The organism is Pseudomonas sp. NGC7 (assembly GCF_047159675.1).
In the GTDB taxonomy this organism is placed as follows: domain Bacteria; phylum Pseudomonadota; class Gammaproteobacteria; order Pseudomonadales; family Pseudomonadaceae; genus Aquipseudomonas; species Aquipseudomonas kermanshahensis.
The window spans coordinates 5,457,428-5,481,916 of the sequence record NZ_BAAFZY010000001.1 but is presented as its reverse complement, the minus strand read 5'-3'; the positions used below and the strand labels follow the sequence as shown (position 1 = coordinate 5,481,916).

Here is a 24,489-nt window from a genome sequence, read left to right as displayed (position 1 = left end):
CGTGGGGCTGATGGCGTTAGGGTGAAGACAACACTACAAGGCTGGTGCCATGGCGGCAAAGGTATCGGTGCTGTGAGTGATATTGCCGGGGCCGCTGCGCGCCCCTTCGCAGCACAAGGCTGCTCCTACAGGTACAGCGCAGCACCCAAGGCATGCGCTGCACCTGTAGGAGCAGCCTTGTGCTGCGAAGGGGCGCGCAGCGGCCCCAAAGATCCAGCCCGCCTTCGGAGCCTTGCCATGCCCACGCCCGCTTCCCCGCGCTTCACCCTGCTCACCGCCTCACTGGTCTGCGCCCTGATCATCCTCGACACCAACATCGTCGCCGTCAGCCTGCCCAGCATCGCCCGCGATTTGTCCGGCGCGTTCGCCGATATCGAATGGGTGGTCAGCGCCTACCTGCTGGCCTTCGCCGCCTGCCTGCTGCCCGCCGGCAGCCTGGCCGACCGCTTTGGCCGACGCCGCCTGCTGCTGATCGGCCTGGCGGTGTTCGGCATCGCCTCGCTGGCCTGCGGCGCAGCCCCCAGCTTAATGTTCCTCAACCTGGCCAGAGCGGCCAAGGGCATCGGCGCCGCCATGCTGCTGACCTCGGCACTCGCCGCCATCGGCCACCGCTTCCATGAACCCCAGGAACGCCTGCGCGCCTGGGCCTTCTGGGGCGCCTGCATGGGCGCCACCATCACCTTCGCGCCGCTGCTCGGCGGGGTGATCGCCAGCACGCTGGGCTGGCGCTGGATCTTCTATATCAACCTGCCATTGGTCGCGGTGCTGGCCGTGATGGTACTGCGCAGCGTCGAGCCGTCCCGCGACAGCGCCGCAGCACGCCTCGACCCTTGGGGTAGCCTGACCTTCGCAGGCAGCCTGGGCTACCTGATCTGGGCAATGATCGACGCCAACCAAGTCGGTTGGGGCAGCGCCCAGACCCTGGCGCGGCTGGTGATCAGCGCATTCCTGTTCGGCCTGTTCATCATGGTCGAACGCAGCCAGACACGGCCGATGATCGACCTGCGGCTGATGCGCAGCGGGCGTTTCGTGGGGGCCCTGTTGGGCATGTTTGGCTATGCGGCCTGTGCCCAGGTGATGATGACCCTGCTGCCGCTCTACCTGCAAAACGGCCTGCAACTGTCGGCCCTGGCGGCGGGGGCGGGGATGCTGCCGTTCGCCGTGGCCATGCTGCTGACACCCCGCCTGGGCATGCGCCTGGCCACTCACCTGAGCCCGGCCCAGGTGTTCGCCCTTGGCCTGCTGCTGGTGGGCGCAGGCAACCTGCTGTGTGCCTGGGCCGCTGGCTACGGCGGCTACACCGCTTTTGCCCTGGCCAGCGTGGTGCTGGGCGCGGGGGCAGGGCTGCTCAATGGCGACACGCAGAAGAACATCATGGCCTGCGTGCCCCGTGAGCGTACCGGCATGGCCTCGGGGCTGAGCACCACCACGCGCTTCGGCGCGATCGTGCTGGCCATCGGTGTGCTCGGCGGCGTGCTGGCGGCCCGTAGCGGCCAACTGCTGCACGAGGCCATGGCCGCCGTGGCGCCCGCGCATTTGGGCGAGGTTGCCACGATGGCCACGCGCGTTGCCGCGGGCGACCTGCAGGCGGCTTTAGCCGTGCTGGACCCTGGCCTGCGTGAGGCAGTGGCGCCCTTGGCCCGCCAGGCCTTCATCGGAGGGTTTGAAGCCGTGTTGCACGTGGCGGGCGTCGCGGCGTTGCTGTTCGCGGTGCTGGTCGGCGTGTTACTGAGCCGACCCCTGCCGGCCCTGCAGGATGCACGTATAACCGAAGGCTAGGTTTTGTACGAAAAGTAGGGTCATCCATCGTTGTGGGAGCGGGCTTGTCCCGCGAATGGGGCTACGCGGTGCATGGCACCGGCTTCGCCGGTGTTCGCGGGGCAAGCCCGCTCCCACAATGCGTAGATTTGTAGAAATTGCGCAAGACAGTTGCTCCCACAGAACTTTCCGTACAGAGGCTAGTGATGAGGCCGTGGGCGCAATGCGATTGTTTCTTCTTGACGCGCAACTAATTCAATTGGCAAATGTCATTGACTGCGCGCCAATTCAGGCTGAAGAAGGAGCTTCACATGCACAATGACGACGTACCTGCCCCAACCATCGAACTGCCTCCCGGCGTGTTCCCTCCGATGCCCGGTTATACGAATGCAGACCTGCTGTTTGTCATGAACCAGCCCATCGAAGCGCTGCTTGAACAACACAATGTCGACCCTGGCTTGATTCGCGAAACCAGCATAGCCCTGGTCAGCCATGTGTATGCGGTGTTTGAACGAGAAGATGTCGACTACCAAATCGCCACCTGGTATCAGAAGCCCTATGACGAGCCCTCCAAGCGTACGCGCAGCATCGAAAGCATCGCGGAACAATTCGGGGTATTTACATTAAGGGCTGCCGCCGACTCCTTGAAAGGCTCGCCATTGCTGCATCTGGGTAAGGACTTTTATATGACGTTCGTCAGCCTGGCGGGTACTTCCATCAAAGAGCACATTCTGAAGTTGAATGACCGCGACGACGGGGCACATTCAACGGTGGAAGCGGGCGCACGGTAAGCCTCGACGGCGGTGTAGGAGTCTCAATAGCGCGCGTGTGACGTGTGCTGCGCAGAAACCTGAAAATAAATGAGGTGTTTTCTCATTCTCGTTCGGCCTGTAGAGAAGGCCGGAATACAGGCCAGTCTGCCAGCACTCCACGGAGCGAGAAAATGAGTTCGACCCCGGTTCCACAGCGCCACCCCTTGAATCGTGCCCTGCACGGCGCTTTCTTGGGGTTGGTTGTCAGCAGCTATGCCTTGCCGTCGCTTGCGCAACCCTTGGCCACTGATCACAACAACCAACTGCAGCAGTGGAACATCCCGGGGGGGCCGCTGGCGCCGGCGCTCGACCGCTTTGCGCGCCAGGCGGGCATCAGCCTGTCTTACGATGCGCAGAGCATCGGCAACCGCACGACCCAAGGCGTCCAAGGCACGCTCGAGACGTCGGCAGCACTGTCGTCATTGTTGCAGGGGACCGAGTTGCAGCCAGAGCAGCAAGGCCCGAATGCCTACCTGATCATTGCGCAAACCAAGCCTGCCGGCCCGCTCGAACTTGGCGCGACCGAGGACTATCGCCTGGCGCCCGTCATCATCAATGCCAAGGTTAAGGCCAGCGCTGACGACGATGCCGACTCGGTGGTCGCCAAAGAGCTGTGGGTGGGTGGCAAAGTCGCGACCAGCATCCTCAACACGCCCGCGTCGGTGTCGGTGGTTACCCGCAAGGAAATGGAGCAGCGCAGCGTCAGCACCACCGAAGAGGCCCTGCTCTACACCCCAGGCGTCATCAGCGACTTCTACGGCTCGGACGACCGCAACGACTACTTCCAGATCCGCGGCTTCCAGGCCACCACCTACCGCGACGGCCTGACCTTAAGCTCGATGCGCGGTGTGCGCGAAGACCCCTACGCCTACGAGCGCATCGAGATTCTGCGCGGCGCCAACTCCACCCTGTTCGGCCCGGCCGACCCCGGTGGCTCGGTCAACTTCGTGACCAAACAGCCCCGCTTCGAGCAGTTCGGCCAGGGCTACGTCACTTACGGCTCCTACGACCATGCCGAGACCGGCATCGATGTTGGCGATGCGCTGAACGACGAAAAAACCGTCGCCGGCCGCTTCACCGCCAAGATGCAGAACAGCGACCGCGAGTACGACCACTCGCAAGACGACAACCGCTTCGTGATGGGTGGCCTGACCTGGGCGCCGACCGACTACACCTCGGCCACCGTCATCCTGGACTACCTGAAAACCGACAGCTCGCCCAACAGCGGTGGCTACCCGCTGGACAAGGAATACGACCGCAGCGATTTTTACGGTGAGCCCAGCTACAACTTCCACAACGTCGAGCGCACCAGCCTCAGCGGTAACATCACCCACGACTTCGACAACGGCTTCGTGCTGCGCAGCAACCTGCGTTACAGCGAGCTGAGCGATGACTTCGGCTACGCCTACCTGAGCGACAGCCCTACGCGTGTTGGCACCACGATCCCACGCTACGTGTTTGGTACCGACAGCGATGCCGACCAACTCAACGGCAACCTGATGCTGCAATACGATGCCCAGTTCGAGCACATCGACAGCAGCACCCTGGTGGGCGTGGAGTACCTCGACTCCACCACCAAGCAAAGCTCCGTCTATGGCCTGGCGCCTTCCATCGATATCGCCAACCCAATCTTCACCGGCGTGCCGGGCGATATCTCGCCGTATACCCGCAAAAAGAACGACGCCACGACCAAGGCTGTTTTCCTGCAGCAGAACTTGTCGTTCTACGACCGCGTTATTGCAACTGCCGGTGTGCGTAACGACTCCATGGACCTGTCCAGCAAGGAGTACATCGGCGGCGCCACGAGTGAAAACGACAGCTTCTCCGAAACCTCCTACCGCGGTGCGTTGACCTATATCGTCAACGATGAAGTGTCGACCTACGTGAGCATGGTGGAATCCGTTTCGCCGCCACAGGTTGGCGTTACCCCGCAAACGGGCCGGCAGTACGAAGTGGGCGTGAAGTATTCGCCCATGGGGATGGATGCGTTGTTCTCTGCGGCTGTTTATGACCTGACGCAGGAGAACGTCACCATTGCCGTGGTGTTGCCGAGCGGCATCATCGAGCAGCAGACAGTGGGTGAGTCTCGCGTGCGCGGCCTGGACCTGGAAGCCAAGGCGCAGGTGACGCAAGACATCAGCGTGATCGGGGCTTACTCGTATATGGAGTCTGAAGTGCTGCGTGGGTCGTTGTATGACGGCTCGTCGCTGAAGGGTAAGGAATTCACCACGGCGCCGAAGCATTCTGCCTCGCTTTGGAGCTACTACAGCATTCCTGATACTGACGTGAGCGTTGGGCTGGGGGCGCGGTATGTGGGGGCCTATTACATGGACGCGGCCAATACCAAGAAAAGCGATGGGACCACGCTGTTTGATGCGGCTTTGAATTACAAGATTGCCAAGGGGACCGACCTTGCGCTGAATGTGAGCAATCTGTTTGATGAGCAGCATGTGGTGGGGTCGGGGACGGCGAATTATTACAACCCGGGGCGGGAGGTTACGGCTAAGTTGAGTTATAGCTGGTAAGGCGATTTCTGGATTGTGAAGTGCCCGCCGTATGGCGGGCACTTACGTTGGCTCCTTCACGCATGGTGAATGTGGTACTGATTTAAGCAGCTGCCTAAAGGCTGGCTTTTACCTGGGCCACCGCCTCCCCAAGACGCTCGGTGAACCCTGACTGGCCTTGATGGCTCATCACCAGGCGATCAACTGCCCGTGTCATCGCCACGTACAGCAAGCGCATCTCGTCGGCCTCATCCTCACCTTTTCCTGGCATTTCATGCAGGCGCGGGATCATCACAAAACCAAACTCCAGCCCTTTGCTGGAATGCATGCTGACGACTTTTACCGAGTTTTCGGCATAGAGCTTTGTACGCTGAGAGATCACCCTAGCACTGGTGTACGGAATACCTGCCGCTTTTAGCGCCTCCTCAACCCAGATGGCTTGACTGGTATGTCGGTAAATCACCGCCATGTCTTCCCAGGCTCTGCCGTTTTCATGTTCTGCCCTTAACCTCATCGCCAGGCACTGTGCTTCTTGTGCTGGCTGAGAGAAGCTTAAAAGCTGTGGCATCTCACCCCGACGCCCCGCACTTTGAGGTGCAAGCACCGGTACATGATCGTCTTCGGCATCACGTGCGCTTAGCAGATCCTTGGAGAAAGCATGGGCCACCGAGAGTACTTCTAGGGTGTTGCGGTAATTGGTACGCAGCACTGTGGTCCGGCCAGAGGCCTTGATGCCTACGCTGGCAAAGCTGAACGCCATTTTGGCCGTGCCCGTCGTCTTGCCGCGATAGATGGCTTGAGCGTCGTCATACAGTACCAACAGGTCTTCACGCTCGCGATCCACCTGATGGACGACCAAGCGAAACCACTCGGGTTTAAAGTCATGCCCTTCGTCAATGAGGATGGCGGCGTATTGCTCTGGGGCTAGGGCGCCGCTTTCCATGTGCCGAAGCACTTCTTCTTCCAATGCTTGAACGAACTTCGCCCCTTTCATTTCAGGAAGACTTAGCTTTGCATTGGTCAGTAAACCGTGGCACCAGGCATGGAAGCCCATAATCGTAACCTTGTGGTCCTGACGGTGCTGCTGCAGTACTTGGCTCAAACGCGCGGCAAGCGTTTTGTTGAAGCACAAGACCAAAACCGGTTTGGTAGCTACGCGGGCTAGGTACAAGCAGCGATAGACCAAGATCATGGTTTTACCGCTACCGGCGACACCGTGGATCACCCGATGGCCATCGCCCATGGAACGTGCCAGCTGCTCTTGCTGAAGGTCCATCACCTTAAGCAGGCTGGGAAGGGGAGCATCTTGTTCACTGAACAACCCGAACTGAGCACGTGCCGGGTTTAACCGAATCTCGGGAAACAGGTGGTAGCGCACTCGGTCAATTTGCTCCGGCTGCAAATGCACCGGGAACTGATGTACGAGCATCTTGCACACCTGCTGTTCGAATACCGTGCTGTCTGCAGTTTCGTACATTTCGTCTTTGCAGATTACCCGCGTGCCTTCCATCGCTGCGCCGAGCTTCTTTGCATCGAACTCTTTGCGAGTGATCTCGGTGAGGACCACCCCCCAGCTGTACGGCATGATGAGTTTGCCAGGCCGGTAAGCCCCAGCACCTTGGGTTAAGGCGCTGTCTTTTTCCAATGCCTGGACCGTTTCAAAGGCATTTTTGCGGGCTTGGGCCAGCGGGTTGATGACGGTTTTTTCCTGGCCGTCATCGTATTTTTTTACATCGCTGGCCGTCATCGAGATCAGCGAAGTGATTTTCCAGTCTTTGACCTCAAGCACTAGCAGCCCGATTTTGGGGTGCAGGAGGACGAAATCAGGTTGCAGGCCTTTTGGCCCGACTGGCACGTTGAACCAGCACAACCAGTGGTCTGAGAGCTTTTTTTCGAGTCGTTCGGCGATTCGTTTTTCGCCTGGGGCGTCGAAGCGGCAGGCACTTAGTGCGGGGAAGAGTTGGGCCATATCCTTAGCCTCCATATCCAAAAACGACATGCACGGTAGGATTTATTGCTGCGGGGTGCAATGAAAAAGGTGAGGGGGGGCGTGGATTTTTTGGGGGGATGCGGCAGGTTCACTGGGCGAGATACTTGGAGGAAGCGGCGCGAACAAAGGGCTGGAAACACGGTGCGAAAAAGAGAGTCGTGGGGGCTAGTGTCACATCTTTCTTGAGCCGGGGGGATTTGAACCCGCAGCCGGCACTTTGTCTATGCGGCTTGTGGCCATAAAGCTGGCATTAAGCTGTCATAAACTATTCAGCTTCAAACGAGTTCGCCGGCTGCTAAGCCAGCTCTCCGTAAAATTGTCACGAAGGCTGGATGTGGTGTGGGCCTGGATATGCCTGTTCATCGCCTCGAGAGACACAACGCGATCAAGCCACTTGTTTTCGTGACAGTATCTAACTGCGGCCATGTCGGGGCTATTGAGAAACCAAACCGTTTTGGGGTCAATCGAACCCGCGTAGATGACGAGATCGCGCTCACCTGGGTCGAGGAGCACGCCAGGGTGGTCAGCGGCAAACTGAGCCCTGTCAAGATCCTTAACATCCTCGATGTGATGAAATGAGGCGCGGAGTGGTGCCAGCTGGATAGTTTGCCCAGGACTTCTGTTTTGGAAGCCAGTCTGAGTCTCTTGCACTACAGTCTCTACCGTTGTGAGTCTGAAATAGCTTGAGAGAGTGTTCCAGCAGCTCACTCGATGAGCTTCAAGTATCACGTTCGTATCGATAAGTACGATTTGGTCCTTCTCGAACATTGGTATCCTCAAAGGTCATACGGAATCGGTAGGGCGTGATTCTCGAAAATTGTTGCGAGCTCATCGACTGTAACATTCAGAAGGGACGAAATTCTACGAACAGAAACATGTCCTTCGTCGAGACCCCAGCCGATAATTTCCATAAATTTCCTGCCGAATTTAGCTGGAGGCTTTGCACGCTGGGAGTCACCATTGTTCTTGATGAAATCCTCACTTACCATGCAGGCTTTGTTAATGATACCCATGTTAACAAGGCGCCACTGAAGCGCAATTGCGCTTACCCCCAGCATTTGAGCGTGAGAATTAAGCCAAGGTACTAGTTCCGGCCCTTTAGCTAATTCTGAAGCCTCAATTAGCTTCTCTATTAGTGCTGTCGGCATCAGTAACCCAGCAGCGAAATTGTCGGCCAACTGCTCTACACGTTTTGCCTTTTTATCGGTAGGGGCAGCAATATCAAGCCGGGGTGGGGGCATTGTATCCCAAGTTATTAGATGGAAAAGCTCATGTGCCATATCGTAATTTCGTCGCGCAGCAGTTTCTTGACGATTAATAACAATGGCATTCAGCTGATTGAGTCGGCACGCCGCGCCTGAAATACCTTGTGCGGTGTCTACTTCAAGGACCAGAGTATCCAGCTTATCTACCAGAGCTTCGGCAAGTTTTTTCGATGGAATACTGCCAAGCTCTAGCGCTTTGCCCATTGCTTCGCCTTCAGCAATGGCCTCTTCAAATGTGGACTGGTGATTAAGGGCTACCCTTCGGGTAGACGAGTTAATCACGTCTCCTTTGAGCTTAGATAGATGTCTATAAGCAGCAATCCATCGCCCTGCACGAAGTTCAAAGTCGTCTAGTGCTTCTGGCTTGGTACCGTTCTCCCTCCAAGAAAAATGGCCTTCTCCGGCCAATTCAAATGGGTCGGTAAAGTAATCCAAAGAAACGCCGAAAATCTCTGATGCGCGAACCATTTCTGCGGAGCTGAGCTTCCGCTCTCCGTTCTCGATTTGAGAAAGAGTCTGACGGTCTTTGAATCCAAGCTGCTGCGCAAGCTGTTCCTGCGTCAGGGAATGAGTGCGGCGCAGATGCTGCAAGCGGTAGGTTATAACTGGGGCGGTCATGGCTCCTCCATTCGGTTGCGGAGCATAGCTATGAATAGGATAGCTCGCAAGAAAATCTTGCAAAGAGCTATTTTGCAAGATTTTCTTGCTTCGGTTCGTTGGACCATAGGCACTCCGCTTTGCTCCCAGCAGCAGCGTCTGCGGAAGGCATCCATCGACCATAGACCCTGGCAATCATGGTCCAGTCGCTGTGCCCCATCTGCTTGGCCACCCACATTGGGTGCTCTCCTGCTGAAAGCATCATCGATGCGTAGGTGTGCCTGGTCTGGTAGGGACGTCGGTACCGAACGCCGGCCTTCTTCATCGCGGGATGCCACATGGTTTTGCGGATCGGCTGATCTCCTGCCCAGCGCTCAAGTGTGCGCGGGTTCTGGAATACCTCTTGATCAGCCAGGAATGTGTGCGCCTTCTGATCGGTCTGCGCTTCCAGAGCGGGGCGAAGTAGCTTTACCGACCGTCGACCGGCGGTAGTCTTGGTCACCTCAGCCTCTCCACCTGCAGCTTGCGTCATTGCCCGGCTGATCATCACTTCTCCTCGGACCCAGTCCACATCTCCCCAATCCAGCGCGACAAGCTCGCTTGTCCTGAGCCCCGTCCAGAGCGCGAATTGCACCATGTTCTTGGTCTGGCCGTTGAGGGCGGCAAGAATTGCCTGCTGCTCTTCAGGCGTGAACGGGTCCACGTCGTCATCCTTCGGCGGCGCTTCCTTACGGGCGTATGTCCAGCCGGCCAGCGGATTGGTGTCCAGCAGCTCCTCGTCGACCGCGTCGTTTAGGGCTGATCGCAGGCAACTTTGGATATTGCTCAGGGTCTTGTTGCCGACCTGCAGCTTGTCCAGCCAGTCCTTGACCATCTTCCGCTTGAGATCGAGGACAAGATGGTGGCCCAGGGAAGGAGCGAGTCGCAACTCGACGATCTTTCGATAGCCTTCGAAAGTGCTGCTGGAGATGTGCTTCTTCTTCGCTTCCAGCCACCTGGTCAAGTAGCCACCAACCGTCTCCCGGCTGGTTTCCGGTGCGAACTTGGCTGCCCTGGGAGAGCCTGGGAACGTGACGGAATAGTCGAACGTCCCCTGGGCGATGGCATGCTCGATCGCCGCCTTGTGCTGCTGGGCCTTCTTCAGATTAGTGGCGGAGGGCTTGAGCGCAACGCGCTCGCGGCACCTAACACCCCGGAACATGAACGTGATCTCGATGCTCGAGTCTGAGACTGCCCTGACCCCACTCCCGCCTCTACCCATGTTTCATATCCTTCCATATCGATAAGCGTCCGGCCGTCCGGCGCTTTCAACCAAATCTCACCAAGCCGCCATACACCATCACGGATCTTGGAGCGGATCGCGTCCTCGCTGTAGCCAGACTCGGCAGCAAATTTCCTGACGGTTACGTAGCGCATGGGGCGTCAGTCCTGGTTATTCAGGGGTAGCGAGTGCGCAGCGGCCACGTATCGATTTGTCGTTCTCGGCTTGCTCGCGTAAACAGCGTCTAACGGTACTGTTGCTCATATCCGACTCCCTTTGACTACTCGGATACAGCCTACGGACGGCTCCCAGGCTTGTGTTTCGCTTTCAGGCAACAAAATCGACGGAAATTAGAAGTCTGGAAATCCCCCAACCAGGGGCATGCCCAAGCCGCATGACGCAACCAGATTGTTGGCTGCTCTCAAAGCCCAAGGCCAAAGTCACGTCGGATGCAGCTTTTTCTGCTCAAATGCGATGCGGCTCATTACGCAAACTGGAATTGCGAACCCTTGGATATTGGTTTTGAGAGTTTCGTGGCCGTCTTCGACGATTCCGCAGGGCACTCCCCGCCGGAAGCGCATTCCCCTGCCGATGTAATTGCGAAGGATGATTTCCCAAGACTCATCGTCGTAGTAGGCGCCAGTGATATCGGCCCAGTTGGCCGTAACACCGCATCCAACAATTCCTTCAGATGTCAGGCAGAAAATTTCTACTTGGTTTTCCTTTGTAACAGGTACGGCGTAAATCTGGCCGTTGGGTGCTATGGGAGGAAACGTCTGCCCGTTACCGAGGTGACGAAATTCCATGGTGGATCTCCGGTGCATTGAGTTGCATAGCACCCTATGCCAGTTCATGGAAAACCCAAGCCGGCACAAATCGAGTACAGATGGAGTTGGGTTTCCAGAGGGCCTTCATAAGCTGTGGCAATCAAAACAGGGAGTGGCGCCATGGGTAACAAATCAACCACGATCCGAATCGGCTTGCTGGCCGCGACAGTAGCTCTTCTGGTTGGGTGTTCTGGCACCCGGGGGACTAGCACTGCGCAGCTTCCTGAGCCGAGAGATGTACCGAGGGAAAAATGGTCGGATGCTATGCATGTTCTGACCGCCATGGGGATTTCAGGGCAGCGTGACGTTCCAATCGAGTTGGCAGGGGCCGTTGAAAGGGCGAGCCCAGCCAGCGGCTCTGGAACAGTGCTCGGGGATGCTGGATTAAGCGCGGTTAGCTTCGCTTCGCCACCTACAAGCTTGAGTGGTGGCGCAGCAGCGGGAATTGGCTTGGGCTTGATGCTGTTGGGTGGGTCGAGCGATCCGGTGCGTGCAACTCAGGTTGTAGCGTGGGTACCTGCTGACCAGGCAAGCTCGCCGGAGGCTGCGTCTGCTCTCGCATTGCGTAAGGTCGAAGATGCTCGCAAGAGAGTTTTTGCCAATGGCCTATCGAAGTTGCGAATGCAGACCGGTAAATATCCTGATGGTCATCACCTCAGCTATGTATCCCTGGCAGATAGCTATGCGGAGCGGTCGATTGCATACAGGGACGAGATTGCTAAATCGCCGAGCTTTCTGAGATCGCCACTCAGCTACGGGCCGATATTCATACGTGATAACCAGTTCACGCTAGATGCCTACAAGAACGACATGACAACGTCGGAAGCCATGCTGCTTGCATCGCAGCATCTGCCTGAGTGGATCTACATCTACCACCCTGGCCAGCGGCTGAGGAAAAACTCGATCCCTGCGGCAATCTTCAATCAGGGCAGAGTGTTCTACTTCGTAGGGAAATAATTCTGCTGCGATGTATCGCTGTGGGTTTTCGCAAATCTGCGGCGATCTTTTTGGGTATGCCTTAGCTGATACGTCCGAGAGCAAGATTTCCCTGGTGCTCGAATTTGTAAGTAACGGTCTAACTGATACGCCCGAAAAACACCATCCAAACTGATACGCGAAAGGAAATCTCATGTTCGTACGCGCCTACCTTCGTGCATCCACTGCCGAGCAAGACGCCAATCGCGCCCGTGACACTCTGCAGCAGTTCGCTGCCGACCATGGCAAAGCCATCGCTGCGCAATACATCGAGAACGCCAGTGGGGCCAGAACTGACCGAGCAGAGCTGTTGAGACTGATAGCGGACGCCCACAAGGGGGACGTATTGCTGCTGGAAAGCATCGACCGGCTTTCCCGATTGCCGGTGGCTGATTGGCAGGCACTCAAGGCTGCGATTGATTCCAAGGGGCTGCGCATTGTCGCCCTGGATCTTCCGACCAGCCACCACAGCATGAGAGACACGGCTGGTGACGAATTCACTGACCGAATGCAGGCCGCTATCAACGGCATGATGATTGAGATGATGGCGGCTATCGCGCGCAAGGACTATGAGCAGCGTCGTGAGCGTCAGGCCCAGGGCATTCTGCGGGCAAAAGCCTCCGGCGCTTACAAAGGTCGGCCGGCTGACAAGAACCTACATCAGCGCATCGGTGAACTGTTGGGCGCTGGCCTGGGTATTCGCGCGACTGCTCGCCATGCAGATTGCAGCACCACCACGGTGCTTAAAGTTCGCGATCAGATGGCCTGCAGCAATGTAATTTGAAGGGGGGCGAGGCGAGCTGGTTTAACGCCTCAAACGCTGCTGCAGCGCGCTGATAATTCTGCTGCGTAGGAGGAAGGCTGCGACTGATACAGCAAGCACTATCCCGCCCCCCAGCTCTCCGAGGCGGACGAAGGCAACGATGTTTACCAGGGCGAGAACCATAATGCCGTAGAACTCTGCATTGGCCCTGCCAGCGGCCAGAGCCTGGCGCTCGGTGAGCATCCATTTCGGCGACAGGCAGAAGGGACATACGGATGACTCGGGATCACCGCCGCCTAGGGGGACTCCGCTGACGTAGAACGGCGCGCTGGTGATCACCTTCGGAACCATCATCTTCCTACAGCACTGGCATTCAACTGTGCTCACGGTGTCATCCTCCTTGACTTGACACGTGCTTGAACGTGCCCTGATCGCTCACTTGATCCAATTAATCGGCAGTCGAGTTCGGGCGTGTTCCGCTGTGTCTGCTGTTGTCGTGCTGCTTGTCCAGGTAAGCGGCGATCCTGTAACCAATCGCGGCTGTTACCCCCAAGGCGCAGAGCACGCTGAACACTGAGTAGATCAGTAGCTCAAACCGATCCATGTTCTTCTCCCGTGCTGGTGGGCATCAGAGTCTAAGAGACTCGTTCACTGTACAGAAATTCACAGCAGTTTCGCACGCTGATTCAACGTTCTAGCGCCGGCAACTGGCGGGCGCTGATTCAGTCTGCGAACGAGCCACCGTGATCGAACCACAGAATACCACTGTGGTGTAAAGCGGTTTTGTAGGTTGGACGATTGAGGCAATCAGGTTAGCAACGGCCGCGAACAGATTCATGGTGGATCCCCTTCGGTGTAGGTGGGCTCAGTCTCGCCTCGACCTCAGAAAACCCAAATCTCTGATCAGGTGCCTTTTGGGAGGGGCCTGGTTCCGCTTCGCGACACATCGTAAAAAATGGGCTCACCTCCCATCTCTTGCTTATGGGAGTCTGACGCTTCACCTCCCATAGAGAAACTTACCGATTTGCTTGAAGGGGTGTCGTGAAGAGGTGTTGTCTCTGAAAGCCGCATGGACACTGGGGTTCAGCGTTTTCGCGAGCTTTTTTCAGGTAGTTGGCGTTGTGAAGGGGTGTCGTTAAGAGGTGTTGTGAAGGGGTGTTGTCGCTGCAAGCCGCATGAATACTGGGCTTCAGCGTTTACGAGCTTTTCCCAGGGAATTGGCGTTGTGAAGGGGTGTTGTTGCTGCAACCCGTATGAATGCTGGGATTCAGCGTTTTTACGGGTTTTCCAGGTAGTTGGCGTTGTGAAGGGGTGACGTCCAGTATGACGCCACGCCTGAGGGAGTGACCTATTCGCGGGGTGACTCAGTGGTAGCGGCAAATCAGCGTCAGATGACGATCTGGCATCAAGGGCGTAAGTGCAAGGCTCCGGCTGCGACGAGAAACGGTCGGCAGATGACGGTGCGTCTTTCTTAGCGCAGAGGCAGAGCGGTCAATGGGCAACGGATGACGACGAAGCGATTCCAGCGCGTCATGGAACGTCTGGCAGATCCAATTCCCGCAGTCTATGCGCTGCACAAGTCGCTTATGGCTCGGTACAGCCAGCCCCTCAACAGGTTAAGCTTGCGGTTTTTGCCTGTACGCCAAGGAACAGTTGCGTGAACACGGAAAACCATTCCCAGACGGCCGCCTTTCTCTGGTCGATTGCCGACCTGCTGCGCGGTGATTTCAAGCAGTCGCAGTACGGTCGTATCATTCTGCCGTTCACTTTGTTGCGGCGCATGGAATGTGTGCTGGAGCCAACCAAGGACGCGGTGATCAGTGCGTCCTGTGCGCAGGAAGGCCGGCCCGACCTGGTGCGCGAGCGCTTGTTGCTGCGGGCGGCCGGTCAGCAGTTCTTTAATGCCTCCAAGCTGACCCTCGGCACCCTGTCCGACACCCAGACCGCCGCCGACCTGATGAGCTATGTGCAGTCCTTCAGCAAGGATGCCCGCGAGATCTTCGAGCACTTCCACTTTGAAGACTTCGTGCAGCAGCTCTCCGCTGCCAACCTGCTGTATCAGGTGGTACAGCGCTTCGCTGCGACTGACCTGAGCCCCGAGCGCATCAGCAACTTCGGCATGGGCATCATCTTCGAAGAGCTGATCCGCAAGTTTGCGGAAAGCTCCAACGAAACCGCCGGGGAGCACTTCACCCCGCGCGATATCGTGCATCTGACCACCTCGCTGGTGATCACCGATCAAGACCATAAGCTGGCACCCAACCGCATCGTCACCATTTACGACCCGACGGCGGGCACCGGAGGCTTCCTTTCCGAGGGTGACGAGTACATTCAGTCGATCAGCGAAAAGGTTACCGTCTCCCTGCATGGCCAGGAGCTCAACCCCGAGTCTTACGCCATCTGCAAGGCGGACATGCTGATCAAGGGGCAGGACGTTACCAGCATTAAGCTGGGCAACACCCTGTCAGATGACCAACTGGCCGACAGCCATTTCGACTTCATGCTCAGCAACCCGCCGTTTGGCGTGGAGTGGAAGAAGGTGCAGAAGAAGATTACCGACGAGCACAGCAGCAAAGGCTTCAACGGCCGCTTCGGCCCCGGCCTGCCGCGTGTTTCCGATGGCTCACTGCTGTTTTTGCTGCACCTGGTCAGCAAGATGCGTGACCCGCGTGAAGGCGGTTCGCGCATCGGCATCATCCTCAACGGCTCGCCGTTGTTTACCGGCGGCGCCGGTTCGGGCGAGTCGGAGATCCGCCGTTACCTGCTGCAGAACGATCTGGTCGAGGCGATCATCGCGCTGCCCACCGACATGTTCTACAACACCGGCATTGCCACCTATGTGTGGGTGCTGAGCAACCACAAGGCCGCCGTGCGCCAGGGCAAGATACAATTGATCGACGGCAGCCAGCACTTTGCCAAGATGCGCAAGTCGCTGGGCAGCAAGCGCCACTACATCACCGAGGAGCAGATCGACGAACTGGTGCGCCTGTATGGCCGCTTCGAGGAAACCGCACAGAGCAAGATCTTCCCTGTCGAAGCCTTCGGCTACCGGCGAATCACCGTCGAGCGCCCGCTGCGCCTGAGCTTTCAGACAAGCAGCCAGCGGATTAAAAAGGTACTGGAAGAAAAGGCCATCCAGAAGATGGACGCGCCGGCTCAGCAACGCCTGACTGACGTGCTGCAAACCATGGATGCCAGCGTGCTACATCGCAACCGCGAGCAGTTCAGCAAGTTGCTGAAAAAGACGCTCAACGCTCACGATGTATCTCCCAGCACGCCCGAGCTGAAAGCCATCCTCAGCGGCTTGAGCGAGCGCGACCCCAAGGCGGATATCTGCACCAGCAAGGGCCAGCCGGAAGCCGATAGCGGCCTGCGCGACTTTGAAAACGTGCCGCTGGGCGAGTCGGTGCATGACTACTTCGAGCGCGAAGTGAAACCCCATGTACCGGATGCCTGGATCGAAGAGAGCAGGCGTGATGAACAGGACGGCGAAGTCGGTGTGGTCGGCTTCGAGATTCCCTTTAACCGGCACTTCTACGTGTTCCAGCCACCGCGCCCGCTGGCAGACATCGACCGCGACCTGAAAGCCTGCACCGACCGCATCAAGCAGATGATTGAGGGGCTGTCGGCATGACGTTTCCCAGTTATCCGAAATATAAGGCGTCAGGCTTTATCTGGTTGGGAGACGTACCTGAGCACTGGGTACTAAAACGTCTTGGCCGTTACTTCGATGAGCGTCGAGAAAGGGCCAGTGATACTGAGTTCGAACCTTTGTCAGTGACCAAGTTGGGGATTGTCCCCCGGCTTGAAAGCGCAGCCAAAACGCAGGATGGGGACAATAGAAAAAAGGTGTTGGCTGGCGATTTCGTTATCAATAGCCGCTCTGACCGTAAGGGGTCTTCCGGACTTTCGCCATTGGATGGCTCAGTTTCGTTGATCTGCACCGTATTGATCCCAACAGGGCTACATGGCCCGTTTATTCATCACTTGCTCAGAAGCGAGCTATTTCAAGAGGAGTATTACCGTTGGGGTAAGGGGATAGTTGCTGACCTTTGGAGCACCAATTTCTCTGACATGAAGAATATTGTGCTGGGTGTTCCTCCTGAGGCAGAGCAAACCCAAATCGCCCGCTTCCTCGACCACGAAACCGCCCGCATCGATGCACTGATCGAAGAGCAGCAGCGCCTGATCGAGCTGCTCAAGGAAAAGCGCCAGGCCGTGATCTCCCACGCCGTCACCATAGGCCTCGACCCGACGGTGTCGATGAAAGACTCTGGAGTGGATTGGCTGGGCGAGGTGCCGGTGCATTGGGAAATCAAACGACTCAAACAGCTTGTGATTGATGCCACCGGAATCCAGATGGGGCCATTTGGTGGAATGCTGCTTGAGCTTGATGAGTCTGATACGGGATACAAGGTTTACGGTCAGGAAAACACTATTTCTGGAGATTTCTCCTCTGGAAATAGATGGATTTCGGAGCAACGCTATTTCGCGCTCTCGAACTACCACCTTGAGGTAGGAGATATCGTACTTACAAGAAAGGGCAGCTTAGGAAACTGCCGAAGGGTTTCATTTTTACCGCAAGCAGGAATTATTGACTCGGACACCATCCGAGTCAGGGCTCAGGAACAAATGATGAGCCCTGATTATCTGGAGTTACTTCTGCATGAGGCTGGTTATATTTCAACCCAGTTGGGTCTTGTTAAACGAGGGGCAATCCTGTCAGGACTGAACTCCGAGATTATTGCGAATCTGGTGATTATTGCTCCTCCCCGCAAAGAGCAGGAAGAGCTATTACGAGAAATCAAAGCGGTAGCGTCGCGATTCGATCAAGGAATATCCGATTGTGAGTATGCGGTTAGGCTACTTCGAGAACGCCGCTCCGCCCTAATCTCTGCCGCCGTCACCGGCAAAATCGACGTACGCGGCTGGCAACCACCGGCCAGCGCGCCAATTCCCGAATTCACACTAGAGGCCGTTTAATGGCGGACAGCAAGGAAGCCCAGTTCCAGCAGGACATCATCACCGCCATGGTCGCCCAGGGGTGGCTCACCGGCCCGGCCAGCGGCTACGACCGGCGCACGGCGCTCTATACCGAGGACTTTCTCGCTTACTTCAAGGCCGCCTGGCCGGAGCGTTGGGACAAGTTCGCCAAGGCTAACCCGAACAACCCGGAAGCGGTGTTGGTGCAGAAGCTGGTGCGCGAGCTGGAGCAGAGCGGCACCCTGGAGGTGCTGCGCCACGGCTTCAAGCTGCCGGGGGTGAAGATTGAGGCATGCAGCTTCCAGCCCGACCACGGCATGAACCCGCAAACGCTGGCGCGCTACCAGTGCAACCGCCTGCGCGTGGTGCCAGAGGTGTCCTATTCGCCCCACTGCCGTGAAGGTCAGTACAACCCACGGCTGGATCTGGTGCTGTTCGTCAACGGCATCCCTACTGCCACGCTGGAGCTGAAAAGCCAGTTCAAGCAGTCGGTGGATAACGCCAAGCGCCAGTACTGCCAGGATCGCCCGGTCAAAGACCCGCTGACGCGCAAGCCCGAGCCGCTGCTCACCTTCAAGCGCGGCGCGCTGGTACATTTTGCCGTGAGCCAGGATGAAGTGGCGATGACCACCAAGCTGGCCGGTAAGGAGACCTTCTTCCTGCCGTTCAACCTCGGCAGCCTCGACGGCGGTGCCGGCAACCCACCGGCCCCGGACGACAGTCAGTACGCCACCGGCTACCTGTGGCAGCGTCTGTTCCTGCTGGATGCCTGGCTCAAGGTTCTGGGCCGTTTCCTGCACCTGCAAAAGAGCGTGAAAGAGGATGCCGATGGCAATCACGTGACCGAAGAAACCTTGATCTTCCCGCGCTACCATCAGTGGGAGGTGGTCAACACGCTGATCGACACCATCCGCAACGAGGAGCCGGGCAAGCGCTACCTGATCCAGCACAGCGCCGGCTCGGGCAAGTCCAATTCGATTGCCTGGACGGCGCATCAGTTGGCCTCGCTCTACGATGCCGAGGGCCAGCGCCTGTTCAACTCGGTGATAGTGATTACCGACCGCACCGTGCTGGACAAGCAGCTGCAGGACACCATCTACCAGTTCGAGCATGCCCAGGGCGTGGTCAAGTGCATCACCCGCGATGTTGGCAGCCAGAGCAAGTCCGAGCAACTGGCCGAGGCGCTGGCCGAGCAGACGCGCATCATCATCGTCACCATCCAGACTTTCCCCGCGCTGTTCGATGCGCTGGACAGGTATCCCAAGCTGGCTGGCGGGCGCTATGCGGTGATCGCCGACGAGGCGCATTCCTCGCAGACGGGGTCGTCGGCCAGCAAGCTCAGGCAGATTCTCGGCAGCGTTGCCCCGGAGGCCGAAGAAATCAGCGCCGAAGAGCTACTGGACGCCGCCGTGGCCGCCCGCGCGCCCAATGAGCGCATCAGCTATTACGCCTTTACCGCCACACCCAAGGCCAAGACCTTGGAGCTGTTTGGCCGCTTACCCGACCCGACATTGCCGCCTAGTGCCCACAACAAGCCGGAGGCGTTCCACCTTTATTCCATGCGTCAGGCCATCGAGGAGGGCTTTATCCTCGATGTGCTGCAGAACTACACCACCTACAGTACGGCCTGGAAGATCGCCCACCCGGACGGCGACGACGAGGAGGTGGACTCGAAAAAGGCGCGCATGAAGCTGGCGCGCTGGGTGCGTCTGCATCCGTACAACATCAGCCAGAAGGTGGAGGTGATCGTCGAGCACTTCCGCTCCAATATCCGCCACCTACTGGGCGGCCAGGCCAAGGCCATGGTGGTCACCAGCAGCCGCCAGGAGGCGGTGCGTTACCAGATGGCGGTGCAAGCCTACGTCAAGGAAATGGGCTACAGCGATGTGCATCCGCTGGTGGCTTTCTCCGGCAGCGTGATGCCGGACGGGGTGATCCCCGAAGAGGTGACCGAAAGCAGTAGCCTGCTTAACCCCGGCCTGAACGGGCGTGACCTGGCGGAGGCGTTCGACACCCAGGACTTCAACGTGATGATCGCCGCCAACAAGTACCAGACCGGCTTCGATCAGCCCAAGCTGTGCGCCATGTACGTGGACAAGAAACTGCAGGGCGTGGACTGCGTGCAAACCCTGTCGCGCCTGAACCGCACCTTTGGCGACAGCAAGCCGACCTTCATTCTCGACTTCTTCAACGACGCCAAGGATATTCTCGACGCCTTCCTGCCGTACTACACCAAGGCTGAGCTGACCGACGTGACCGACCCGCAGATCATCTATGACCTGCAGAAGAAGCTGGATGCCGAGGGCATCTACCACTGGGAAGAGGTGACGGCGTTCGCCATCGCCTTCTTCGACCCCAAGGCCGCCGCCAGCAAGCTCAGCTACTACTGCACACCGGCCAAGGAGCGCTTTGCCAAGCGCTACAAGCTGGCCCAGGAAGCACGTCAGCAGGCGCTGGACTTCAAACGCAACGCCGAACGCAATGGCGACAGTGCGGGCCTGAAGAAAGCTGAGGCGGCAGTCAAGGAGGCCGGCGAGCAGGTGGATCAACTCGACCTGTTCAAGAAGAATCTGCAGAGCTTTGTGCGCCTGTACGAATTTCTTTCGCAGATCATCCCCTATGAAGATCGCGAGCTGGAGCAACTGTGCGTGTATGCCAAGCACCTGTATCCGCTGCTACGTATTGATCGCCTGGATCAAGATGACGTCGATCTGGGCGAGCTGCAATTGAGCCATTACCGCCTGAGAAAACGTGCCGAGCATCAGTTACGCCTGAGCGAGGAGCAAGGCAACTATGGCCTCGACCCGTTTACCGGAATCGGTGGCGGCAACGCTCATGATCCGGAGAAAAAACGGCTGTCGGAGATCATCGAGGCGCTGAACGATATCTTCGGCGCCGAGGTGAGCGATGAGGATCAGTTGCAGTTTCTCAGCGGCATCGCTAATCGCATCAGTCGCCAGGAGGATGTGATGGCCCAGGTAAACAGCCACTCGGTCGAGCAAGTCATGCACGGCCTGTTCCCCAAGCGCGTGCTGGACACCGTGCTGGATGCCATGACCGATCACGAGAAGCTGTCGCTGGAGGTGTTGGATAACCAGACCAAGAGCCGAGCCTTTGCATTGGTGATTTTGAAGATGCTGAAGTCGGCAACCGGCTTCGATGAGAGCGGTATGCGCGGCATCTGAATGCAACGAACAGGGAAAGGACGTAGAAATGGCAATTCCTGATTTCCAAAGTGTGATGCGCCCGGTGCTTGCAACTGTGCAGGATGGCGTACCGCTGGCACTCCATGAGCTGCGCGAGCGCGTTGCCGATCAGTTCCAGTTGACCGAGGACGAGCGCAAAGCGCGATTGCCTTCGGGTAATCAAACGGTGATCAACAATCGTGTAGGTTGGGCGCGCACCTACCTGAACAAGGCCGGCCTGCTGTGCATTCCGGCCAAGGGCATGGTGCAGATCACCGCACGTGGCCGGGATGCCCTGGTCAGCGGCCCGCAACGCATCACCGTGAGCTGGCTTAAGCAGTTTCCCGAGTTTGCCGACTTCCATACGGTCAAGCCGCAGGCAGCTGATGCGCCGGGCGTGGTAGCGCTCGATGCCGCCGAAACGACGCCGGACGAGCAACTGGCAGAGGCGCACCAGGCGCTGCTGCAGTCGCTCGCCGATGAGCTGCTAGCGCAGGTGCGCGCCGCAACGCCGAGCTTCTTCGAGCAACTGGTGGTCGATCTGATGCTCGCCATGGGCTACGGCGGCTCGCGCAAGGAGGCCGGCAAGGCGACCCAGGCCACCAACGATGACGGTATCGACGGCATCATCAAGGAGGACAAGCTCGGTTTGGACGTGATCTACCTGCAGGCCAAGCGCTGGAGCAACACTGTACACCGCCCGGAGATCGACAAGTTCATCGGCGCATTGACCCGCCAGCGGGCACGCAAAGGGGTGTTTATCACCACCTCGGATTTCTCCGTCGGCGCTCGCGAAGCGGCGCTGGGGCTGGATATCAAAGTGGTGCTGATCGACGGCGTTGAGCTAGCGCGCCTGATGGTGGAGAACAACTTGGGGGTGAGCATCAAGCAGGTGTACGAGGTGAAGCAGCTCGATAGTGATTACTTCGCCGAGGTGTGAGGCGCAATGCTGGTCGCCGGTCTAGCGAAATTCGCCCGAATATCACTGTTGGCTTAGTAGATCTTATCCCCTACCAGGGGGCGGGCTGCCTACAAAACCTACAGAACAGGGTTTCGTAGGTTTTGGAGGTCGCATTTTCGACTATCTGAGTAAGTCGATTGGAGCGAGGCTATGTTTTTCTCCAGACATAGCGCGTCGAAGGGCGGCCTCCTTTTTCTCCAGCCACCTCGTAGCCAATGATGAGGTCGTGCTCAACCAGAACTGTCAGCGCATTATTCACGGCATCTTGCGAGCCCAATCCTGTCCAGTCCTTCTGGCGCACCTCTCGTGCCGTAAATGGCTCGGGTAATTTCTGTTGACGCTCCAGGATGAGCCTGGCACCGAGTAATGGGGCGTTGATCGCTGTGCCGTACAGTCGCTGGGCATGGCTCATGAGGTAGGCCGCCCAGTTGATGGCGCGGGTAGTGGGCTCTGCGCCCACGGCTCTTTGTCCACCTTCGACCAGTTCGAACAGTAGGGCCAATCCCGCAATGGTCTGCGGCATTTTCAGATAATGGGATTGCAATGCCGGGTGGAGTTCGTCGCTCCGGCTTTGTTGCATGTGACGCGTATACCAGGCGTTAAATATTTCCTGAGCTTCTGGGCTGAACCTGAGTGCAGAACGAGGCTGATCGGGTATTTGGTCGAGCTGCTCGACAACCCAATCCACGCGCTCAGTGGCGGCTTTGTTCGGCCAGCGGTCCACCAGACGCCATTCGCGGACATCGTCGGGATAAACGGCGAGTTGCAGGCGCTGAATCAGGCCGTCATCCAATTCACCGCTGATCGCGGCGCGCACCAGCGATGCGATTCGTGACGGTTGAATGCCGCCGATCAAGGATAAACAGCATGACTCGATGAAAATGGTGCCGCGCCCAATGCGGTCGTAGGTGAATGAGCCGTTGCCATCGAAACATTCCAGGTAGAACGCTCGCGCAACAGAACCGTACTCGCTCTGTATCGTCGCCAGCCAGCCTCCCAGCTCGTCACGCACAAGCAGTAGGCCGTTGGGGTTTTCGTTGAGCAGCTCGCCGAGTTTCTCGACAGTGGAGTCGTTGACGATGTACCGGCGCAGGACAGGAGCTTGCATGTCGCTGGAAAGTCTGTTCAGTTCCTCCAAAGCAGCGTTCTTGTCGCCGCTACTGAGAAGTTTTTTTGCCTTGACCTTGGCTGCGTTGCGCTCCATTTCGAGCAGCTCGCTGCTTGCCTTGTGTTCGGCTTCCGCCTGGCCGTGCTGTTTTCGTTCCCTGGACTCCAGTGCATGCAATGGACGCAGTGCGTGTTTGAGTGCAGGCGATTTCATGGCGGATGGGCGACCGATGACGACGCCCCACTGGTTGGGAACGACCATCCAGTCATCGTGTTGTTTTGGGTGGATGGTGAATTTGCGCCCGACTACGGCGCTGACAGCCACTACAAGCGCGACGCCAACAAAATCAGGCGGGCACTGGGTGCGCTCAGCGACATCCCGCACGTACTCCTGAAGAGCGGCAGGCAGTAGTTCGTCACGCCAGGGCATGACCCTGGCCAACTCGATCGGGAGCGGTTTTGGCCCAATTCCTGGGTTCAGGTATGAGGCAAGTGCCGGCTCGGGCATCTCTGCCAAGAATGACGGTATTTGCTCATGTGAGGTCATTGGGCTTCTCGCTCGGGACTCCATCACGTTCGCTGATCTTGCTCTCCAGCCAGGCCTCTACCTCCGCGACGACGAAGTAAACGCCAGCCTGTTTGCTCGAGCCAAATTTGATAGGGCGAGGGAAGCAGGGATCGGTTTCGCGCAGCTTTTCGAGGCCGGAGCGGCTCTTGTCAAAGCAGTGCTGTAGCGAGGCGTGACTGATCAGGTACTTCTTGGGGGCATGTGTCGGCATGTGTGGGTCTCTGTGTATAAGCCGACACAGATTTAATACCCCTGGCAGCCCCCTGTGGCGCGATTTCAAACCAAAAAATCGTCGGAAAACGGAACGACGGTTGATGCGGCGGGGGCATAGCTGAAGATGTGGAACAGGCTAGGAAGGCTGCCATAAAGCTGGCATTACCGAGCCCAAACAACCTATTCAGGCACAAAAAAGGCACTTGCGAAAACCGCTAAGTGCCTGATTTGTATAGGGTATTTGGTGGAGCCGGGGGGATTTGAACCCCCGTCCGCCAGTACTCCGCTGTCGGTACTACATGCTTAGCCGTGTCTACTGATTTAATCCGCAGCCGCCCGACGGGCAGGGTGCTTTGGATGAGTTGGGTAAGTTTTAGTCGCTTTGCCCCCAACGTGCTACACGACGATCCTGTTCTGTATGACAATCATTTCGGGTTTACAGGCATCCCCTGATGATTGCTGGAGCCGAAGCTACCAGGAGAGCGGGCTCAGCTGCTTACGCAGCGAGAGCGTAACCCTCGTAGTTTTCGTCATTGGCAACTATAGAAAGTTGCAACAGTGGATTTACGAGTTCTGTTACCAACTCGGCATGCACCTAGAGTTTCGCTACCGGCGTCGAATCCTAATCGGCCCCACACTAGCTCTAGCTAACGCACCTTACGGCACGTGAGGCGAGTATACGCCATTGCGCGGGCGACGTCGACAACTGGTCCGGTCGCC

General features: G+C 57.8%; 17 protein-coding genes and 1 other RNA gene. 10 read left to right on the top strand and 8 right to left on the bottom strand.

Annotated features, from left to right (window positions below; all coding sequences use genetic code 11):
• Nucleotides 1-237 precede the first annotated feature (237 nt).
• From ACMCNM_RS24475 to ACMCNM_RS24465, 3 genes are all read left to right on the top strand, one after another.
• Nucleotides 238-1,779 carry an MFS transporter gene (locus ACMCNM_RS24475; RefSeq protein WP_412765588.1) on the top strand — a complete coding sequence of 514 codons (1,542 nt, stop codon included), beginning with the start codon at nt 238-240 and terminating at the stop codon, nt 1,777-1,779.
• Between the two features lie 290 nt (nt 1,780-2,069).
• Entirely contained in the window at nt 2,070-2,549 is a 480-nt protein-coding gene (locus ACMCNM_RS24470; protein WP_412765587.1) for a hypothetical protein, read from the top strand.
• Nucleotides 2,550-2,701: 152 nt separating this feature from the next.
• Nucleotides 2,702-5,095 carry a TonB-dependent siderophore receptor gene (locus ACMCNM_RS24465; RefSeq protein WP_412765586.1) on the top strand — a complete coding sequence of 798 codons (2,394 nt, stop codon included), beginning with the start codon at nt 2,702-2,704 and terminating at the stop codon, nt 5,093-5,095.
• 94 nt (nt 5,096-5,189) lie between these two features.
• On the opposite strand, the gene ACMCNM_RS24460 is transcribed toward ACMCNM_RS24465, so the two are convergent.
• Nucleotides 5,190-7,043, bottom strand: a complete 1,854-nt coding sequence (locus ACMCNM_RS24460) for a 3'-5' exonuclease (RefSeq protein ID WP_412765585.1) — start codon at nt 7,041-7,043, stop codon at nt 5,190-5,192.
• A 360-nt stretch (nt 7,044-7,403) separates the two neighbouring features.
• Here ACMCNM_RS24460 and ACMCNM_RS24455 point away from each other — a divergent pair, with 360 nt between their 5' ends.
• Nucleotides 7,404-7,643: a hypothetical protein gene (locus tag ACMCNM_RS24455; RefSeq protein ID WP_412765584.1), complete on the top strand. Its 240-nt coding sequence runs from the start codon at nt 7,404-7,406 to the stop codon at nt 7,641-7,643.
• A gap of 197 nt (nt 7,644-7,840) precedes the next feature.
• On the opposite strand, the gene ACMCNM_RS24450 is transcribed toward ACMCNM_RS24455, so the two are convergent.
• From ACMCNM_RS24450 to ACMCNM_RS24440, 3 genes are all read right to left on the bottom strand, one after another.
• Nucleotides 7,841-8,947: a helix-turn-helix domain-containing protein gene (locus tag ACMCNM_RS24450; protein WP_412765583.1), complete on the bottom strand. Its 1,107-nt coding sequence runs from the start codon at nt 8,945-8,947 to the stop codon at nt 7,841-7,843.
• Nucleotides 8,948-9,014: 67 nt separating this feature from the next.
• A complete protein-coding gene (locus ACMCNM_RS24445; protein WP_412765582.1) occupies nt 9,015-10,187 on the bottom strand; it encodes a tyrosine-type recombinase/integrase in 1,173 nt (390 codons plus the stop codon).
• Nucleotides 10,188-10,627: 440 nt separating this feature from the next.
• Nucleotides 10,628-10,993, bottom strand: coding sequence for a hypothetical protein (locus ACMCNM_RS24440; RefSeq protein ID WP_412765581.1), 366 nt, complete (start codon nt 10,991-10,993; stop codon nt 10,628-10,630).
• A 285-nt stretch (nt 10,994-11,278) separates the two neighbouring features.
• Here ACMCNM_RS24440 and ACMCNM_RS24435 point away from each other — a divergent pair, with 285 nt between their 5' ends.
• Both ACMCNM_RS24435 and ACMCNM_RS24430 read left to right on the top strand, forming a co-directional pair.
• Nucleotides 11,279-11,971, top strand: coding sequence for a hypothetical protein (locus ACMCNM_RS24435; RefSeq protein ID WP_412765580.1), 693 nt, complete (start codon nt 11,279-11,281; stop codon nt 11,969-11,971).
• A 172-nt stretch (nt 11,972-12,143) separates the two neighbouring features.
• A complete protein-coding gene (locus ACMCNM_RS24430; RefSeq protein WP_412765579.1) occupies nt 12,144-12,773 on the top strand; it encodes a recombinase family protein in 630 nt (209 codons plus the stop codon).
• A gap of 21 nt (nt 12,774-12,794) precedes the next feature.
• Here ACMCNM_RS24430 and ACMCNM_RS24425 read toward each other — a convergent pair whose 3' ends face one another.
• A complete protein-coding gene (locus ACMCNM_RS24425; RefSeq protein WP_412765578.1) occupies nt 12,795-13,139 on the bottom strand; it encodes a hypothetical protein in 345 nt (114 codons plus the stop codon).
• 1,270 nt (nt 13,140-14,409) lie between these two features.
• On the opposite strand from ACMCNM_RS24425, the gene ACMCNM_RS24420 reads away from it, so the two are divergent.
• The 4 genes from ACMCNM_RS24420 to ACMCNM_RS24405 are packed head-to-tail and all read left to right on the top strand — an operon-like array spanning nt 14,410 to nt 21,860.
• On the top strand, nt 14,410-16,386 hold the full coding sequence (locus tag ACMCNM_RS24420) for a type I restriction-modification system subunit M (RefSeq protein WP_412765577.1): 1,977 nt from the start codon (nt 14,410-14,412) through the stop codon (nt 16,384-16,386).
• A complete protein-coding gene (locus ACMCNM_RS24415; protein WP_412765576.1) occupies nt 16,383-17,735 on the top strand; it encodes a hypothetical protein in 1,353 nt (450 codons plus the stop codon). The genes ACMCNM_RS24420 and ACMCNM_RS24415 overlap by 4 nt, the downstream gene beginning before the upstream one ends.
• Entirely contained in the window at nt 17,735-20,920 is a 3,186-nt protein-coding gene (locus ACMCNM_RS24410; RefSeq protein ID WP_412765575.1) for a type I restriction endonuclease subunit R, read from the top strand. The genes ACMCNM_RS24415 and ACMCNM_RS24410 overlap by 1 nt, the downstream gene beginning before the upstream one ends.
• A gap of 28 nt (nt 20,921-20,948) precedes the next feature.
• Nucleotides 20,949-21,860: a restriction endonuclease gene (locus ACMCNM_RS24405; RefSeq protein ID WP_412765574.1), complete on the top strand. Its 912-nt coding sequence runs from the start codon at nt 20,949-20,951 to the stop codon at nt 21,858-21,860.
• Nucleotides 21,861-22,029: 169 nt separating this feature from the next.
• On the opposite strand, the gene ACMCNM_RS24400 is transcribed toward ACMCNM_RS24405, so the two are convergent.
• The 3 genes from ACMCNM_RS24400 to ssrA form a co-directional block, all read right to left on the bottom strand.
• Complete coding sequence (locus ACMCNM_RS24400; protein WP_412765573.1) at nt 22,030-23,418, bottom strand: YfjI family protein; 1,389 nt, start codon at nt 23,416-23,418, stop codon at nt 22,030-22,032.
• 103 nt (nt 23,419-23,521) lie between these two features.
• Nucleotides 23,522-23,767, bottom strand: coding sequence for a helix-turn-helix transcriptional regulator (locus ACMCNM_RS24395; RefSeq protein WP_412765572.1), 246 nt, complete (start codon nt 23,765-23,767; stop codon nt 23,522-23,524).
• A gap of 244 nt (nt 23,768-24,011) precedes the next feature.
• Nucleotides 24,012-24,403, bottom strand: a transfer-messenger RNA (tmRNA) gene (gene ssrA, locus ACMCNM_RS24390).
• Nucleotides 24,404-24,489: the final 86 nt, after the last annotated feature.